Source organism: Brevibacillus laterosporus DSM 25 (genome assembly GCF_002706795.1).
GTDB lineage: Bacteria > Bacillota > Bacilli > Brevibacillales > Brevibacillaceae > Brevibacillus_B > Brevibacillus_B laterosporus.
Window position 1 is genome coordinate 3,354,144 of record NZ_CP017705.1, and the last position, 15,930, is coordinate 3,370,073.

General features: G+C 41.5%; 15 protein-coding genes. 13 read left to right on the forward strand and 2 right to left on the reverse strand.

The genetic code is table 11. The annotated features are described in order from the left end of the window. Positions 1-184 precede the first annotated feature (184 nt). The 7 genes from BrL25_RS16040 (at position 185) to leuB (ending at position 9,109) form a co-directional block, all read left to right on the forward strand. Positions 185-877, forward strand: a complete 693-nt coding sequence (locus BrL25_RS16040; protein WP_018671323.1) for a phosphoadenylyl-sulfate reductase — start codon at positions 185-187, stop codon at positions 875-877. 50 nt (positions 878-927) lie between these two features. Continuing rightward, positions 928-2,103: a sulfate adenylyltransferase gene (gene sat / locus BrL25_RS16045; protein ID WP_035312042.1), complete on the forward strand. Its 1,176-nt coding sequence runs from the start codon at positions 928-930 to the stop codon at positions 2,101-2,103. A gap of 859 nt (positions 2,104-2,962) precedes the next feature. Further along, positions 2,963-4,687 carry a biosynthetic-type acetolactate synthase large subunit gene (gene ilvB / locus BrL25_RS16050; protein ID WP_018671320.1) on the forward strand — a complete coding sequence of 575 codons (1,725 nt, stop codon included), beginning with the start codon at positions 2,963-2,965 and terminating at the stop codon, positions 4,685-4,687. A gap of 1 nt (position 4,688) precedes the next feature. Continuing rightward, positions 4,689-5,189, forward strand: a complete 501-nt coding sequence (gene ilvN / locus BrL25_RS16055) for an acetolactate synthase small subunit (protein WP_018671319.1) — start codon at positions 4,689-4,691, stop codon at positions 5,187-5,189. A gap of 73 nt (positions 5,190-5,262) precedes the next feature. After that, entirely contained in the window at positions 5,263-6,285 is a 1,023-nt protein-coding gene (gene ilvC, locus BrL25_RS16060; RefSeq protein WP_018671318.1) for a ketol-acid reductoisomerase, read from the forward strand. A gap of 80 nt (positions 6,286-6,365) precedes the next feature. Further along, positions 6,366-7,901 (forward strand): 2-isopropylmalate synthase, encoded by a 1,536-nt coding sequence (locus BrL25_RS16065; RefSeq protein ID WP_018671317.1) that lies wholly within the window; start codon positions 6,366-6,368, stop codon positions 7,899-7,901. 110 nt (positions 7,902-8,011) lie between these two features. Continuing rightward, complete coding sequence (leuB, locus tag BrL25_RS16070) at positions 8,012-9,109, forward strand: 3-isopropylmalate dehydrogenase (RefSeq protein WP_018671316.1); 1,098 nt, start codon at positions 8,012-8,014, stop codon at positions 9,107-9,109. 67 nt (positions 9,110-9,176) lie between these two features. On the opposite strand, the gene BrL25_RS16075 is transcribed toward leuB, so the two are convergent. Beyond that, a complete protein-coding gene (locus BrL25_RS16075) occupies positions 9,177-10,523 on the reverse strand; it encodes a TrkH family potassium uptake protein (protein ID WP_018671315.1) in 1,347 nt (448 codons plus the stop codon). A 125-nt stretch (positions 10,524-10,648) separates the two neighbouring features. On the opposite strand from BrL25_RS16075, the gene BrL25_RS24870 reads away from it, so the two are divergent. Then, complete coding sequence (locus BrL25_RS24870; RefSeq protein WP_018671314.1) at positions 10,649-10,807, forward strand: hypothetical protein; 159 nt, start codon at positions 10,649-10,651, stop codon at positions 10,805-10,807. On the opposite strand, the gene BrL25_RS16080 is transcribed toward BrL25_RS24870, so the two are convergent. Then, on the reverse strand, positions 10,804-11,175 hold the full coding sequence (locus BrL25_RS16080; protein WP_018671313.1) for a hypothetical protein: 372 nt from the start codon (positions 11,173-11,175) through the stop codon (positions 10,804-10,806). The two genes, BrL25_RS24870 and BrL25_RS16080, sit on opposite strands and share 4 nt — an antisense overlap. A 255-nt stretch (positions 11,176-11,430) precedes the next feature. Between BrL25_RS16080 and BrL25_RS16085 the strand changes: the two genes are divergently transcribed. The 5 genes from BrL25_RS16085 to BrL25_RS16105 all read left to right on the forward strand — a co-directional run bounded on the left by BrL25_RS16085 (position 11,431) and on the right by BrL25_RS16105 (position 15,903). Next, positions 11,431-12,132, forward strand: coding sequence for a pirin family protein (locus BrL25_RS16085; RefSeq protein ID WP_018671312.1), 702 nt, complete (start codon positions 11,431-11,433; stop codon positions 12,130-12,132). A gap of 213 nt (positions 12,133-12,345) precedes the next feature. Next, complete coding sequence (locus BrL25_RS16090) at positions 12,346-12,858, forward strand: MogA/MoaB family molybdenum cofactor biosynthesis protein (RefSeq protein WP_018671311.1); 513 nt, start codon at positions 12,346-12,348, stop codon at positions 12,856-12,858. A 34-nt stretch (positions 12,859-12,892) separates the two neighbouring features. Beyond that, a complete protein-coding gene (locus BrL25_RS16095; RefSeq protein ID WP_018671310.1) occupies positions 12,893-14,668 on the forward strand; it encodes a B12-binding domain-containing radical SAM protein in 1,776 nt (591 codons plus the stop codon). Positions 14,669-14,899: 231 nt separating this feature from the next. After that, positions 14,900-15,526 carry a DedA family protein gene (locus tag BrL25_RS16100; RefSeq protein ID WP_018671309.1) on the forward strand — a complete coding sequence of 209 codons (627 nt, stop codon included), beginning with the start codon at positions 14,900-14,902 and terminating at the stop codon, positions 15,524-15,526. Next, positions 15,523-15,903: a DUF1294 domain-containing protein gene (locus BrL25_RS16105; RefSeq protein WP_018671308.1), complete on the forward strand. Its 381-nt coding sequence runs from the start codon at positions 15,523-15,525 to the stop codon at positions 15,901-15,903. The genes BrL25_RS16100 and BrL25_RS16105 overlap by 4 nt, the downstream gene beginning before the upstream one ends. Positions 15,904-15,930: the final 27 nt, after the last annotated feature.

Genomic DNA, 15,930 nt, shown 5'->3' on the forward strand with positions numbered 1-15,930 from the left:
AAAAATAAATGACTATGATGTAGGGCAAATGCTTATAAATCCTACTTTACAACTTGGTTTTAAGTCTCAGGAACTTGTCTATCCTCTGGTGTAAGTGATCTGTGCAATCTGAGTAGGCAAGTATCCTTGAGGGAGCGTGCGACATAAGATGAGTAGGTGAATGCTGAGGAGGAGAGGTAGAGAAATGAACAAATTGACATTGCATGAGATTGAACTGTTGGCCAATCGGTTTGAGCATGCGGAAGCAGAAGAATTGCTCGCTTGGGCAACAGAAATCTATGGTGCCAAAATTGTACTTGCATCTAGCTTCGGGGCTGAGGATGTGGTGCTAATTGATATGCTGCAAACAATGGCACCAGAAACGCCTGTATTTTATCTGGATACAAATAAACACTTTAAAGAGACGTACGAAACTCGCGATCGACTTGAGGAGCATTACTCTACCTCTTTTATTAGGGTTTCACCGTTACTAACCTTAGAAGAACAGAGTACACAGTATGGAGACGAACTATGGAAAAGCAATCCTACAGCCTGTTGTAACATTCGGAAGGTAGAGCCACTAAAACGTATTTTGAGCAACTATGATGCGTGGATTACAGGAATTCGTCGTGATCAGGCTCCAACGCGTGCCAACAGCAAAAAGATAGAGTGGGATGAGAAATTTGGTCTTGTAAAATGTAATCCGCTAGCAGCATGGACGAGTGAGGATGTATGGACATATATCCGCAAACATGAGGTTATTTACAATCCACTACACGACCGGTATTATCCTAGCGTTGGTTGTTCTGTCTGTACTCGTGTGGTGCTCCCCGGAGAAGACCCTCGTGCGGGGCGTTGGTCAGGTTTTGAAAAAACGGAGTGTGGTTTACACAAATAATTACATGCATAAAGACTACAGTGAGGTATAGTGAGGAACGCGTAGAAAGGATGAAGAGAATCGTGGCAGAACAATATCTAGCTCATGGTGGGGCTCTAGTAAATCGGTTGTTATCCCCTGTATTTGTAGAAGAGAATAATCAACGTTTACTTCCCTATCGTTTCGTTACCGTAGATGAATGGACTTTGTCTGATATTGATTGCATAGGGATAGGAGCCTTTTCTCCGCTAAAGGGTTTTCTGACAGAAAGCGAGTATGATTCGGTGGTAGAGCACATGCGCTTACCTGATGGAACAGTTTGGCCGGTACCGATCACACTGGCAGTATCTAAAGAGTTTAGCAATTTAGCTATTGGTGAAAAGCTGGTATTGCGTGGAGAGGATGGTAAGAATTATGCCGTACTTACCGTACAGGATGTCTATCAACCTGACAAAAAGAGAGAAGCTATTCAAGTATACAAAACGACTGATCTAGCTCACCCTGGAGTGGCTAAGCTGTATCAGCGCCCCCCTTTCTATGTAGGTGGAAGCATACAGGTGATCCAACGCCCACAACCAGAGCTGTTTGCCAATTATTATTATACTCCAAGTGAAACACGAGATTTTTTCAGACAACTGGGCTGGAAAAGCATCGTAGGTTTTCAAACGAGAAATCCGGTACATCGTGCCCATGAGTATATCCAGAAGGCGGCTTTAGAAATTGTGGATGGGCTCTTTTTAAATCCACTAGTAGGTCAAACAAAATCGGATGATATACCTGCGCATGTGAGAATGAAAAGTTATTTCGTCTTACTGGAAAAATACTATCCTAAAAATCGTATTTTTTTGGGGGCATTTCCTGCAGCAATGCGTTATGCGGGGCCAAGAGAAGCAGTCTTTCATGCCATGGTAAGAAAGAATTATGGGTGTACGCACTTTATCGTTGGACGAGATCATGCAGGCGTTGGCGATTATTATGGCACATATGATGCACAACATATTTTTTCAGAATTTACCCAAGAAGAGCTGGGAATTACGCTCTTGTTTTTTGAGCATAGCTTTTTCTGTCAAGCATGCCAAGGAATGGCTACGACGAAAACCTGCCCACATGACAAAGCTCATCGCGTTGCATTATCAGGTACTAAAGTACGGGAATTGCTCAGGAACGGTATTACTCCTCCACCAGAATTCTCACGTCCAGAAGTAGCGAAAGTGTTAATTCAAGGTCTTCGAGAACGAGTGAAATGAAAAGGATAGTCTGTAAGAACACAGAAATAAAAAATGTGAATTTAGAGTGAAAAAGTGGATAAATACAGAGAAAAATAGACAATGCGCAGAGACGTACTAGCTTCTCTGCGATTTTTTTATGTGTAGTATACATAGACGTACGGAGAATGAAACAGCAGATAACCAAGTGGACCATGAACGAATAGGTACCCAGAATAAAACGAATATTATATGTATTTTGAATGCGGAATGTTAAGGTTTTGGTCGATTCCGTTTTTTGAAGAACACGTAAGAGGGACAAATAACCAGAAAAAATTCTTTTGAAAAAAACAGGTATGTGAACATAAATTTGTGTATGCGCTTTCATTTATGAGCCGTAAGAGCCTGCTCAATTCTAGTGAGCAATCGTTCGGGAAAAAGTTTAATAAAAAGAATTTGATTTCATTGACACGCATTTTTGGGCTGGCTATAATCAGTCATAACAATTATTTTCAGACAATTCACATGACATTTTAAACTTTATTTTGATTTGAGAGAATATTTCGATGGCTTTGATGAGGACATGATTGATTACTCATTCTTTCACAGAGAGTCCGGGTTGCTGAGAACCGGATAGGAACGTAATGAATTACTCGCCTCTGAGCTGTTAGCTGAACGATTTAGGTCTAGTAGGTGTAACCGCTTAGCGCCCGTTATCGCGCTGACAGTCAGATTAACCACTGACCTGTCCAAGGCTGAATCTCCGCGAGGAGTCAGCAAATTTGGGTGGTACCGCGAATCCCTTCGCCCCAATAAGACATCTTTCGTATGTCGGGGTGATGGGATTTTTTTATGGAAAAAAAGACTTTTACTTTGATAAAAGGGATAGGGAGGAGAGAAGATGATCGAGACCGCAGAACAGACGCGGATGTTACCTGAAATGAGATTTGGCGAAGAATTGACTGGGGCAGAAACCTTACTACGTTGCCTGTTGTTAGAAGATGTTGAGCACATTTTTGGTTATCCTGGAGGAGCCGTTCTACCAATTTATGACTCACTCTATGGCAGTCGTCTAAAGCATATTTTGGCACGGCACGAACAGGGGGCCATTCACGCAGCTGATGGGTACGCAAGAGCGAGTGGAAAAGCTGGTGTAGTAGTTGCTACATCAGGACCAGGGGCTACAAATCTAGTCACAGGCATTGCTACGGCACAAATGGATTCCGTACCGCTTGTCTGTATTACCGGTAACGTCGCACAGAACATGATTGGAACAGATGCTTTTCAGGAGGCAAACATTACAGGAATTACCATGCCGATAACGAAGCATAACTATTTTATTCGTGATATCCGTGATATTCCACGCATCATAAAAGAGGCCTTTTATATTGCAACAACAGGTCGTCCAGGACCGGTACTTATTGATATTCCCAAGGATGTTTGCAATAGTGTAGCACCATTTCAAGCACTTGAGAGTATTAGTGTTCGCGGTTATCACCCTACTCTGGTACCCTCAGATGATGAGATGAAGCAGTTTATTACAGCGATTAATCAGTCCACACGCCCAGTTATAATGGCTGGAGGGGGCATTTTAGCTGCTAACGCTCATCAGGAATTGCTTGCCTTTTCAGAATTGACGCGAATCCCTGTTATCAGCACATTTATGGGACTAGGGAACTTTCCTGGAACACATGAATTAGCACTTGGTATGCCGGGCATGCATGGTAATTATGCAGCTAATCAAGCTTTAATGAATGCGGACTGTGTGATTGGTTTAGGAGCACGGTTTGATGACAGAATTACGATGGGGCGCACCAAAGAATTTGCACCAAACGCCACGATTGTCCATGTAGATATCGATCCGGCTGAATTAGGAAAAAATGTTGAAACAGCGGTATGTGTAGCAGGAGACATAAAGAGTACGTTAGAAAAAGCGTTATTGCTAGCTAAGCCGCTCGAAACCAGTGCATGGATGAAACAATTGCATGGATGGCAGAAAGCACACCCGTACAGCTATAAAAAAGATGGTCAATTAAAGCCGCAAGAAGTAATCGAAATGCTTTATGAAACAACAAATGGTGAGGCAATTGTGACAACGGATGTAGGTCAGCATCAGATGTGGAGTGCGCAATATTACAAGGTAAAAAAACCGCGTTCATTTATTTCATCCGGTGGTCTAGGAACGATGGGCTTTGGTTTCCCAGCCGCAATCGGTGCACAGATTGCTTATCCTGACCGTACTGTAATCAGCATTGTAGGAGATGGCGGATTCCAGATGACCAATCAGGAGCTAGCGATTTTAGCCCAACATAAGCTTCCTGTTAAAGTGGTTATCATAAATAATCAATGTCTAGGAATGGTACGGCAATGGCAGGAGATATTCTACGATCAGCGTTATAGTTCAATTGATTTAACGTGTAGCCCTGATTTTGTTAAATTAGCAGAAGCCTATGGTATTAAAGGAATGCGGGCGACTACTTCAGCAGAAGCTCAGTCTGTCTGGAAGGAAGCATTGGAATTCAATGGTCCTGTGGTTATTGATTTTAGAGTAGCAGCTGGGGAAAATGTATACCCAATGGTGGCAGCTGGAAGCACGCTAGATCAAATGATGTTGGGGGATGAGTGACATGCAACGACATACATTAGCACTTTTGGTAAACGACCATCCCGGTGTTTTAACCCGAGTAGCCATTCTCTTTGGTCAACGTAATTTTAATATCGACAGTATAACTGTAGGTTCAACAGAAGAAGCAGGCTTGTCTCGAATGATTATTACAACAAACGGAGATGAGCATCAACTTGATCAATTGATGAAACAATTATGTAAGCTTATCGATGTTATCTCAGTAACTCATCTAAGCAAGGATCCAATGGTAGCAAGAGAAATTGCCTTAATTCGGGTCCATGCTGAAGCAGCTCAACGGACGGAGTTAACTGGTATTGTTGAACCATTTCGTGCCTCCATTGTCGATATTGGTCCCACATCCATTATTATTCAGGCAACAGGTGATAGTGAAAAAATCGACGCCCTGCTAGCTTTGCTATCTCCATATGGGATTGAAGAATTAACACGAACAGGAAGCGTAGCAATGGCACGCGGTTTAAGTCTGGAATTAATGCAAGTTTAATCATTTATTTTAATAAAAATTGAATTTTTAAAATTTACAAATAAAACACCCAAAAACTAGGAGGAATTTACCCATGATGAAAATTTATTATGAACAAGATGCTAATCAAGCTGCTCTATACGGAAAAACAATCGCGATCGTTGGATACGGTAGTCAAGGTCATGCACAAGCCCAAAACCTACGTGATAGTGGATACCGAGTAATCATTGGTCTACGTCCAGGGAAATCGTGGAAACAAGCTGAGAATGATGGTTTTGAAGTGTACACAGTAGCAGATGCTACTAGTCAGGCAGATGTCATTCAAATTCTACTTCCAGATGAACATCAGGGGAATGTGTACAAACAAGAGATTCAACCAAATCTAAAAGCGGGAGCAACTCTTTCTTTCTCACATGGTTTCAATATCCATTTTGGTCAAATTGTTGCGCCTGACAATGTAGATGTCATTATGGTAGCTCCGAAAAGCCCTGGTCATCTCGTTCGCCGTGTATATGTAGAAGGGTTCGGTGTACCTAGCTTGGTAGCTATTCATCAGGATCATAGCGGAAAAGCATTAGAAACAGCTCTTGCTTATGCAAGTGGAATTGGTAGCACCAAAGCGGGGGTTATCGAAACCACGTTCCGTGAAGAGACAGAAACGGATCTGTTTGGTGAGCAAGCCGTATTGTGTGGTGGCGTATCTGAGCTAGTAAAAGCAGGATTTGATACGTTGGTAGATGCAGGGTACCAGCCTGAAATTGCTTACTTTGAATGTTTGCATGAATTGAAGCTGATCGTTGATTTGATGTATGAAGGTGGTTTAGCTCGTATGCGCTACTCGATCAGTGATACAGCAGAGTACGGTGACTACAACACAGGTCGTCGCATCGTAACAGATGAAACACGTCAAGAGATGAAAAAAGTGCTTGCTGAAATCCAGGATGGCACATTTGCACGTAATTGGATTTTGGAAAATCAAGCTAATCGCCCAGGTTTTAATGCTCGTCGCCGTTTGGAAAGTGAGCATGGTATTGAGCAAGTGGGTGAAAAATTACGCAATATGATGGCTTGGATTCAAAAAGAAAAGAAAGAAGAGCAAGCTCCAGTAAAAGCCTAAGAAATCATACAAGTTCAAATAGCAATCGCAGTATATGTATGGAGTCATAAACAAAATGAGAGCTGGGAGGAGGAAGTGTAATGCGTACTATCGAGATTTTTGATACCACATTGCGCGATGGAGAACAATCTCCAGGAGTGAATTTAAGCATGAATGAAAAGGTGGAGATTGCCCTCCAACTCGAACGTTTGGGTGTTTCACGAATGGAGGCTGGTTTTGCCGCCGCCTCCCCCGGTGATCTTCGGTCGGTTGCTGAAGTCGCTAAACGAGTAAAAAATGCAACAGTTGTCAGCTTAGCTCGGTCTGTATCAGGAGATATTGATAAGGCTTATGAAGCACTACGTGATGCTCAAAATCCGTGCATTCATGTGTTCCTGGCTACGTCTCCGATTCATCGCGAGCATAAATTAAACATGTCAAAGGAGCAAGTGATTGAGCGAGCGGTGGCAGCGATCAAACATGCGAAAAAGTACGTCCCTAACGTACAGTTTTCCGCTGAAGATGCCGGTCGTACGGAGATCACTTATTTAGCAGAGGTTGTGAGGGCTGCTATTGAGGCTGGGGCTAATGTTATTAATCTGCCTGACACAGTTGGTTATTTGACACCACAGGAATACGGAAATATTTTTCGCGAAATGATTATTCGTGTCCCTGAAACGGCGAATATTAAGCTGAGCTGTCATTGTCATGACGATTTGGGAATGGCGGTTGCTAATAGCTTGGCAGCGATTGAAGCAGGAGTAACGCAAGTGGAAGGTACTATCAATGGAATCGGTGAGCGAGCAGGTAATACCTCGCTGGAAGAAGTTGTGATGGCACTGGAAACAAGGAAAAGCTTCTATCAAGTTCAAACGAAATGGCAATTGAAAGAAATTGCACGTACTAGCCAATTGGTCAGTCGTCTAACGGGAATGATTGTGCCTGGTAACAAGGCCATTGTAGGTGCAAACGCGTATGCGCACGAATCAGGTATACACCAAGATGGCGTATTAAAAAATTCGGAAACCTATGAAATTATCCGTCCAGAAACGGTGGGGTACAAGTCGAATCTATTGGTACTAGGTAAGCATTCGGGGCGACATGCCTTTAAGGATAAGCTAGCAGAGCTTGGCTATCATTTGGAAGCAGAACAAATTGATACGGCTTTTCAGGCATTTAAAGTGCTATGTGATAAAAAGAAAGAAGTAAGTGACGACGATATTTTAGCATTGATTGATGCGAAAATGGCGGATAGCGAAGAAATGTATCAGCTTGATTCCATTCAGCTTTCCTATGGCAATCAAAGCACCCCTACAGCTAGCGTACGCATTATTCGTGCAGATGGTGAGATTCGTGAAGAAGCCGCTTGTGGCAATGGTTCTGTCGATTCTATCTACAAGGCAATCGACAGAGCGATCGGTGAAGAGGTCACATTGATCGATTATAAAATTATCTCGGTTACACATGGGAAAGATGCTCTGGGAGAAGTGTATGTTCGTCTACAGCAGGGAGATGAAATTTCTCAAGGAAGAGGGCTAAGTACCGATGTCATGGAAGCGAGTGCGATCGCCTATGTGCGAGCAATTAACAAGTTGATTCAAACACGCGGAGAAGTACTGGACGTACAGCCAGTATAATGACCAGTTTACAGCCAAAAGTCCAACGATTCGGATAGAGGGAAAATAGAGAGAAACATCAAGGTCGGGACGTACCAGTTAGTTGAGAAGCGAAAGAGAGAGATCGAGATATGACAAAAACCTTTAATGTGGCCGTTCTTCCAGGAGATGGAATTGGCGCTGAAATTGTTGCGGAAGCGGTGAAAGTTTTAGATGTAGTAGCACAACAAACAGGCCATACCTTTCAGTTTACTTATGGTAAAATCGGTGGTTGTGCTATTGATGAAGAGGGGACACCGTTACCAGAGGAGACAGTACGCATATGTAAAGAAGCGGATGCGGTATTGCTAGGTGCAGTTGGCGGACCAAAATGGGATCAAAACCCGGGGCATTTACGACCAGAAACAGGCTTGTTGGGGATTCGTAAAGCCTTAGGTCTATTTGCTAATCTGCGACCTGCGACAATGCATGAAAGCCTAGTAGAAGCATCTTCTTTAAAACCTGAGGTTGTAGCAGGCGTAGATTTAGTGGTAGTACGTGAATTGACGGGTGGTATCTACTTCGGTGACAAGAAGCGTTATATCGGAGAAGATGGTCAGGATACAGCAGAGGATTTGTTAGTGTACCGGGAGGAAGAAGTAGAGCGCATCATACGAACCGCTTTTGACATCGCCCGGAAACGGCAAAAGAGGCTCGTATCGGTGGATAAGGCAAACGTATTGGAAAGCTCACGCTTGTGGCGAAAGGTTGCTGATCGGGTTGCTACCGAGTACCCAGATGTAGAACTCTCACACATGCTAGTTGACTCCTGCGCCATGCAGCTAGTGCGAGCACCAAAGCAGTTTGACGTGATTGTGACTGAAAATATGTTTGGCGATATTTTAAGTGATGAAGCTGCCATGCTGACTGGTTCTATCGGAATGCTGGCTTCAGCGAGTCTTGCTTCAGGCAGCTTTGGATTGTATGAGCCAGTACATGGTTCAGCACCAGATATAGCGGGTAAGGGTATTGCTAATCCGCTAGCCACGATTTTGTCTATAGCGATGCTACTACGATATTCACTTCATTTGGATGAACATGCAGACCGAGTCGAGCAAGCGGTATGGGCTGTATTAGAAGCAGGTCATCGTACAGGTGATCTAGCAGTCAATAAAGCAGAGGCACTTGGTACGATAGAAATGGGGCAGTTGGTTGTTGCTGAACTGAAGAAAGCAGTTATTTCCAAATAAAGATAAGTAAAAAGACCACTACAGAAGAATAAATTTTTCTGAGTGGTCTTTTTCGTTTTTTCTTTCATTACCCGATCATAATTTTTCCCTTAGGATAGCGGAAGTACTCTTTTCGATTTCGTTGAGCTAGTGCAAAAGCGATAGTTAACGGTCCTACCCGTCCGGCAAACATAGTTAAGGAGATGACGATTTTTCCGATATCAGATAAATCAGGGGTCAGTCCCATTGATAAACCCACCGTTGCAAAGGCAGAGACACTCTCAAAGAGAATCATTAAAAAATCTTTACCTGGTTCAGTAATCGTTAAAATCATACTTACAACAATTACGATAAATAAGGCAATCATCGTTACGGTTAGCGATTTATAAATCATATGAGGCAGAATACGTTGGCGATAGAAAATAACGTCTTCTCGCCCCTTTATCTGCGCCCATACGGCTCCTAATAGAGTGGCAAAGGTGGTGGTCTTAATACCGCCACCTGTAGATCCAGGTGAAGCCCCGATGAACATTAACACAATAATAAAGAACAAACTGGACTGACGCATGTCTCCAATACTTATCGTGTTGGAGCCAGCCGTTCTAGCTGTAACAGATTGATACAGCGCCCCAAAAAACTTACCAATGGGAGACAATGGTTGTAGAGTCTTGGCATTCGTAAATTCTAGAATCAAAATGGCTAAAGTTCCTACCACAATCAAAATGGCTGTTGTTGTTAGAACCACCTTTGTATGTAGTGACAATCGTTTTGTCTCGCGATACCCGTACACCTCTGCCATTACAATAAATCCAATCCCGCCTAAAATAATCAGCGCACAGACTGTTAGATTGACGATGGGATCACTCACATACTTCGTTAAGCTACTGAATTCCCCCATGAGGTCGAATCCTGCATTGTTAAAGTTAGAAATGGAATGAAACATACCGTAATACAAAGCCTTAGCAAATGGCATATCAAAGGCAAAGCGAAGCGTAAGCAAAATTCCTCCAGTCAATTCAATCAAGCCTGTAAAGATCAGAAGCATCTTGGCAAGCCTGACTACACCTTCGATAGAAATTTGATTAAGTGATTCCTGCAACAAGAGCCGTTGTTTTAACGATATTTTTTTCCCCATAAGAAGAGCAAAAAAAGTAGCTAGGGTCATGAATCCCAAACCACCTACTTGAATAAGTGCTAAAATCACCAGTTGCCCGAACATCGTAAATGTTGTCCCAGTATCCGTCACGACTAGCCCTGTCACGCAGGTAGCAGACGTAGAGGTAAAAAAGGCATTGATCCAAGACAGCCCTTGACCGTCATTCGTTGCGATAGGAAGGGTTAATAAGATGGTACCAATTGCAATGATAAGCGCAAAACCTAATACCAGTACCTTGGGTGGGCTTAAATGAAATTTTTTAATTAATTTTTCTAGCATCGCAACCCCTTCCTTTACCTGATAGTACCTTTCAAGGAAATACGTCGTTATTTTATAGTATAACCGTTAAAAGTCAGGTCCTTCTTTGGTTTGTAGTGGAAACTTGCTCACAAGCGTAGCAGAAAATGAACCGTTCATCAATAAGCAAAAATACTGAAATCCTAATGAATATAACAGCAGAAAAAGAGCCTGAAACAGCAACAGAAGAACATAAATATATGAAAGAAAATGATAATTTGCTCAAAAAACAGCACAATACAAAAAAAGGCCCAACCAAGGCCTAAAGAGAGTGTCTTTTCGTGCAAGGTGGCCATTGTATTTGGGCTTGTGGGTAATGCTTTTGTAAGCGGCTTTCCATTAGATCATAGTCTATTGGTAAAAGTTCTTCCGTAGTAGGCTTGATTAGGGTTAAAACAATCCAATTTACATGGGAATGCTTACCCGGTTCGGAGTATTTTTCTCCTTCATAAACCGCTTTTTTATACGTTAAAAGAAGATTTTGTCTGATATTACTAGGTGTATCTAATAAATGAAACGTACCTTTTCGTCTAGCTTGCCTAAATGCACGTAAGGGATGAAATAAACGACTCATAAAATACCAACAAAGAAAGAAGCAACCAATGGGTAAAAGAATTTTTAGTAATAAAGACATGAGGAAATGGGATGCCTCCTTTCTCGATTTCCTTGATCTATATGAATAAGAAGTATTGTTTTTGCATGAAAAAATAATCGACATACAAATTCGATTTCTTCTATATACGGAAATGGTTGATATAAGTTTCAAAAAGGATTATTGTTTTTAAAATAAAATAATTAGTTACTTTACAAAAGTTAGTTACTTTGTTATGATGAAGACAAGAATATATCGTAACAATACCTACACAATAAAGCTATGAGGTGAGCTACTATGATAAAAATTTTTCCATCAGATTCTCGTTTTCAAGCTAATCATGGCTGGTTGAAATCACAATTTAGTTTTTCCTTTGCAGAATATTATGATCCAGAAAATATGAACTTTGGTCCTATGAGAGTGTTAAATGACGATACAATCCAAGCTGGATATGGTTTTGGAACCCATCCTCACAAGGAGATGGAGATTGTTACGATCATGTTAGAAGGTGTCTTGCGTCATAAAGACAGTACAGGAAATGAAGAGGAACTAAAACCAGGGGAGATTCAACGTATGTCTGCTGGTACTGGTATTATGCACTCTGAGTATAATGGCTCTACTACGGAAGAAGCTAAGCTACTTCAATTATGGTTTGAACCGAATCAGTATGGCTTAACGCCGTCATATGAACAATTTGCTTATGATCAACAAGCGATGATAAATGCTTTATTGCCTGTCGTATCAGCCAATCCACATGAGCAACGTGTCGCACATGTACACCAAGATATGACCATTTATTTGTCACGATTAGAAGCTGGTAAGAGTATTTCTTTCTCCCAACATACGAATAGACGGACGTTCTTATTCATCATGGAGGGTCAATTACAAGTTAACGGCCAAGTATTAGAACGACGTGACTCGGCTCGTATTACCGATCTGGATACATTGGAGCTAGTAGCAGGGCAAGATTCCTATTTTATGCTGATTGATCTGCCGTAAGTGTGCCATTTCATTTTGTTTACCCCCATTAGCCCGGACTTTGTGGTCTAGATTGCCACAGAAGTCTCGGGCTTTTGCGCTTGAAAAAAGAAGGGTATGCTAGGAATTACAATCTTGTTTTTTCGTTGCTTGTCTCTGTAATCTATCTTATGATCGAGTACAATGGAAGTTGTGGTGTTTTTGAAGAAAGAGGTATCTGAGGAGGAATCATGAATGAGCACAACCGAACATAAAGCGACTGCACCTAAAAGTGTGGGGGTAATGGTTGTCACCGTCTCTGATACAAGGGACGAAGAGACAGATAAAAGTGGAAAGCTAATGAAAAATCTTTTAGAAGAAGCGGGTCATACTACTCTTCTCTATTCTATTGTTAAAGATGAACCATTGCAGATACAGGCTGTAATTGAACAAGGGGTACAACACCCAGAGGTAGATGTGATTTTGCTTAACGGAGGAACAGGTATTGCTCCCCGTGATCATACATATGAGTCGGTAAAAGGATTGCTTGATAAAGAAATGCCCGGGTTTGGCGAGATTTTCCGCATGCTAAGTTATACCGAGGATATTGGTTCCGCATCCATATTATCGAGAGCGATAGCGGGCACCTATAAAGGAACAGCGATTTTTTCCACACCAGGTTCTACAGGAGCGGTTAAACTAGCAATGGTCAAATTAATTCTGCCCGAATTAGGACATGTTGTCAGAGAATTGCGCAGAACAGTATAATGAAGGGCGTAGAAAAAGGAGTGAATCATACATAATGAAAATTTTACTTGCAACACTTAACGCCAAATTTATTCATTCTTCTTTGGCTTTAAGGTATTTGCGTAGCTATGCCAAGCCCTACTATCCAGATATTGAACTGGTAGAATATACCATTAATGATGTTCTAATTAATATTGTAGGGGATATTCATAAACGTCAGCCCGATATCATTGCATTTTCCTGTTATATCTGGAATATTCGCGAGACGCTGGACGTAATTAATAATGTAAAAAAGATTTGTCCAAATGTGCAGATCATTTTAGGAGGCCCAGAAGTCTCCTACGATACAGACGAGTGGATGAAAAAATATCCTGCAATCGATGTGATCGTGATGGGTGAAGGTGAAGAAGCATTCCTAGAATTATGTCAAACCTATGAACGGGCAAAACAAACCGGAGAAGCTCCTTTATTAAAAGAAGTGCCAGGTATCGCTTACCGAGATGGAGAACGTGTCCGTTTTTCAATGCAGCGTATACAAACGAAAGATTTAAACCACTTACCTTCTCCATTTGAAGAGGATTTAGATGAATTGAATAACCGTGTCGTTTATTTTGAAGCGTCTCGTGGTTGTCCTTTTCGCTGTCAATACTGTTTGTCCTCCATTGAAAATGGGGTTCGCTATTTTGATCTAGATCGTGTGAAGCGTGATTTAAAGCGTTTAATAGATCATGGAGTTAAAACCATTAAATTTGTGGATCGGACTTTTAATATTAATAAGCAATATGCCATGGAAATCTTTCAATTTTTAATTGATAACCATAATGGAACCATTTTTCAATTTGAGATAACGGCCGATATCCTAAAGCCAGATGTTGTTGACTTTCTAGCTGAGAATGCACCACCAGGTATTTTCCGCTTTGAAATTGGGGTTCAATCAACAAATGACGAAACGAATCGTCTTGTACAACGTCGACAAAACTTTGAAAAATTAAGTTATACCGTGCTGAAAATCAAAGAATCTGGTAAAATTGATCAGCACTTAGACTTAATCGCGGGATTACCAGAGGAAGATTACGCATCCTTCCGCAAAACGTTTAATGATGTATTTGCTTTGCGTCCAGAAGAGTTACAATTAGGCTTTTTAAAAATGTTGCGAGGTACAGGTGTGAGGGCACGTGCTGCAGAACATGGATACATATATATGGATCAGTCACCCTATGAAATCTTGGGAAATAACGTACTTTCCTTTAATGATATGCAGCGTATTAAGCGTACGGAAGATATTCTAGAAAAATATTGGAATGCTCATAGGATGGACAAGGCGTTTGAATGGATTTTAACTCATCATTTTGAGACGCCATTTGATTTCTTTCAAGAGTTTGGGGATTATTGGGAAGAGCAAGGCTGGGGACGTTTTGGGCATCAGTTAGAAGATTTATTTACTCGTCTCCAACGTTTTCTTGAAAGTAAAGTTCCATATAAAACAGGCCATTCCTTAAGTATGTTAAAATTTGATTACTTATTACATCAGAAATATCGACCGCGTAAAATCTGGTGGGACGATACGGTCAACAAATCGGAATTACAAGCGATTTATCAAAATGTAGCAAATAAACGTGCTGACTTACGTGCAGATTTTGCCCTACACGCTGAAACGGAAAAAGAGTATGCCAAACATACTACAGTAGCGCATGTCTCATTTAATGTAGAACACTATATAAAAACGGGTGAAATGGTTGAAGGTAATTTTGCTTTGGTGATGTATTATCCGTTTGTGGAAGGACAATCCAATACGTTCATCTGTGTCCCTGTACCACAAACAGTTGCCTAGACGATACCCAAAAGTAAACAGACAGTAGTATAAAGTGACCTAGGTACGCGATCCACACTGCTATTTTTGCACCATGCCCAAAGTAGGTTCCTACACCCGACGAAAACCTTTTTAGCCTAAACTTTTCCTGCGAATTCGATCAGGAATGTAACGAAAATGATAAGTAAATCGTAATACCAACGACAAAGACGTTTGGATCTCAGATAAGACAAAAGGGGAGCTTCTTTGGACATGAGTGTGGATGTGTTACTTCAATTTATTGAACAATATGGATATCTGGCCATCTTTTTTCTCTTATGGCTGGGCATTGTAGGTCTGCCTGTTCCTGATGAACTGGTAGTAGCGACAGGTGGATTAGTTGCTGCTCTTGGTTATTTAAATCCGTACTATGCTTTTCTTGCTGGCTACTTCGGAGTGGTTTCGGGTCTGTCTATCGGCTTCTTTTTAGGACGTTGGGTGGGTCCACCTATACTAACTCGGTTAGCTAAGAAAAAGAAATTTGGACCTTATATCGATCGATCGACCGCACTCATCAAAAAATATGGTACGTTTTCACTGTTTATCAGCTATTTGCTGCCAGTTGTACGTCATTTAGTGCCATATGTTGTAGCAGTCGGAGGTATGACTTTTCGTAAATATGCGCTATATTCCTACACCACTGGTCTGGTTTGGGCGTTGGCATTCTACTTTCTCGGTTATTTTTTTGGCAACCATGTGGATCATATTATCGCTGTGAGTCGTCATTACGGTTTTATAACATTGTGGGTGATACTAGCCCTAATTATAGGCTTGATTATTTATCGCTTTTGCTGCTTAAAAAAACGTGCGAATAAAAGACCAGAGGGGGATCGGAAGTGATCCCGAAAAAACTACATGCTCATAAACGACAGAGAAATAGTATTTTTCTAGTAACCTGGGTTATGCTGTTAACTGGAGTGGTATTACATCGGCTTCTGCTTATTTCAGTAGCTATTGGGTTCATTAATCTTTATGCGTTGTGTGCAATGGGATGGGACAAACGTCTTGCTCGCAAGCATAACTCTTGGAGAATACCAGAGGCTACGTTTTTTTTGTTAGCTGCGCTTGGAGGTGCTGTGGGCGTAGGCCTAGGGATGCTTTTATGGCGTCATAAAACCAAGCATCCGTCTTTTTGTGTTCTGATACCACTTTGTTTATTATGGAATGGTGGGGCTTTTTATGTCATGTGGTATTATGTGTTACCATATTTCGTATGATACAACACGCAACACAGAAGGGAATGA

What these genes read in the sequence shown, in the direction of transcription:
- BrL25_RS16040 (WP_018671323.1), top strand. Translation starts at nt 185, where the DNA reads ATGAACAAATTGACATTGCATGAGATTGAACTGTTGGCCAATCGGTTT.
- sat (WP_035312042.1), top strand. Translation starts at nt 928, where the DNA reads ATGAAGAGAATCGTGGCAGAACAATATCTAGCTCATGGTGGGGCTCTA.
- ilvB (WP_018671320.1), top strand. Translation starts at nt 2,963, where the DNA reads ATGATCGAGACCGCAGAACAGACGCGGATGTTACCTGAAATGAGATTT.
- ilvN (WP_018671319.1), top strand. Translation starts at nt 4,689, where the DNA reads ATGCAACGACATACATTAGCACTTTTGGTAAACGACCATCCCGGTGTT.
- ilvC (WP_018671318.1), top strand. Translation starts at nt 5,263, where the DNA reads ATGATGAAAATTTATTATGAACAAGATGCTAATCAAGCTGCTCTATAC.
- BrL25_RS16065 (WP_018671317.1), top strand. Translation starts at nt 6,366, where the DNA reads ATGCGTACTATCGAGATTTTTGATACCACATTGCGCGATGGAGAACAA.
- leuB (WP_018671316.1), top strand. Translation starts at nt 8,012, where the DNA reads ATGACAAAAACCTTTAATGTGGCCGTTCTTCCAGGAGATGGAATTGGC.
- BrL25_RS16075 (WP_018671315.1), bottom strand. Translation starts at nt 10,523, where the DNA reads ATGCTAGAAAAATTAATTAAAAAATTTCATTTAAGCCCACCCAAGGTA.
- BrL25_RS24870 (WP_018671314.1), top strand. Translation starts at nt 10,649, where the DNA reads ATGAACCGTTCATCAATAAGCAAAAATACTGAAATCCTAATGAATATA.
- BrL25_RS16080 (WP_018671313.1), bottom strand. Translation starts at nt 11,175, where the DNA reads ATGTCTTTATTACTAAAAATTCTTTTACCCATTGGTTGCTTCTTTCTT.
- BrL25_RS16085 (WP_018671312.1), top strand. Translation starts at nt 11,431, where the DNA reads ATGATAAAAATTTTTCCATCAGATTCTCGTTTTCAAGCTAATCATGGC.
- BrL25_RS16090 (WP_018671311.1), top strand. Translation starts at nt 12,346, where the DNA reads ATGAGCACAACCGAACATAAAGCGACTGCACCTAAAAGTGTGGGGGTA.
- BrL25_RS16095 (WP_018671310.1), top strand. Translation starts at nt 12,893, where the DNA reads ATGAAAATTTTACTTGCAACACTTAACGCCAAATTTATTCATTCTTCT.
- BrL25_RS16100 (WP_018671309.1), top strand. Translation starts at nt 14,900, where the DNA reads ATGAGTGTGGATGTGTTACTTCAATTTATTGAACAATATGGATATCTG.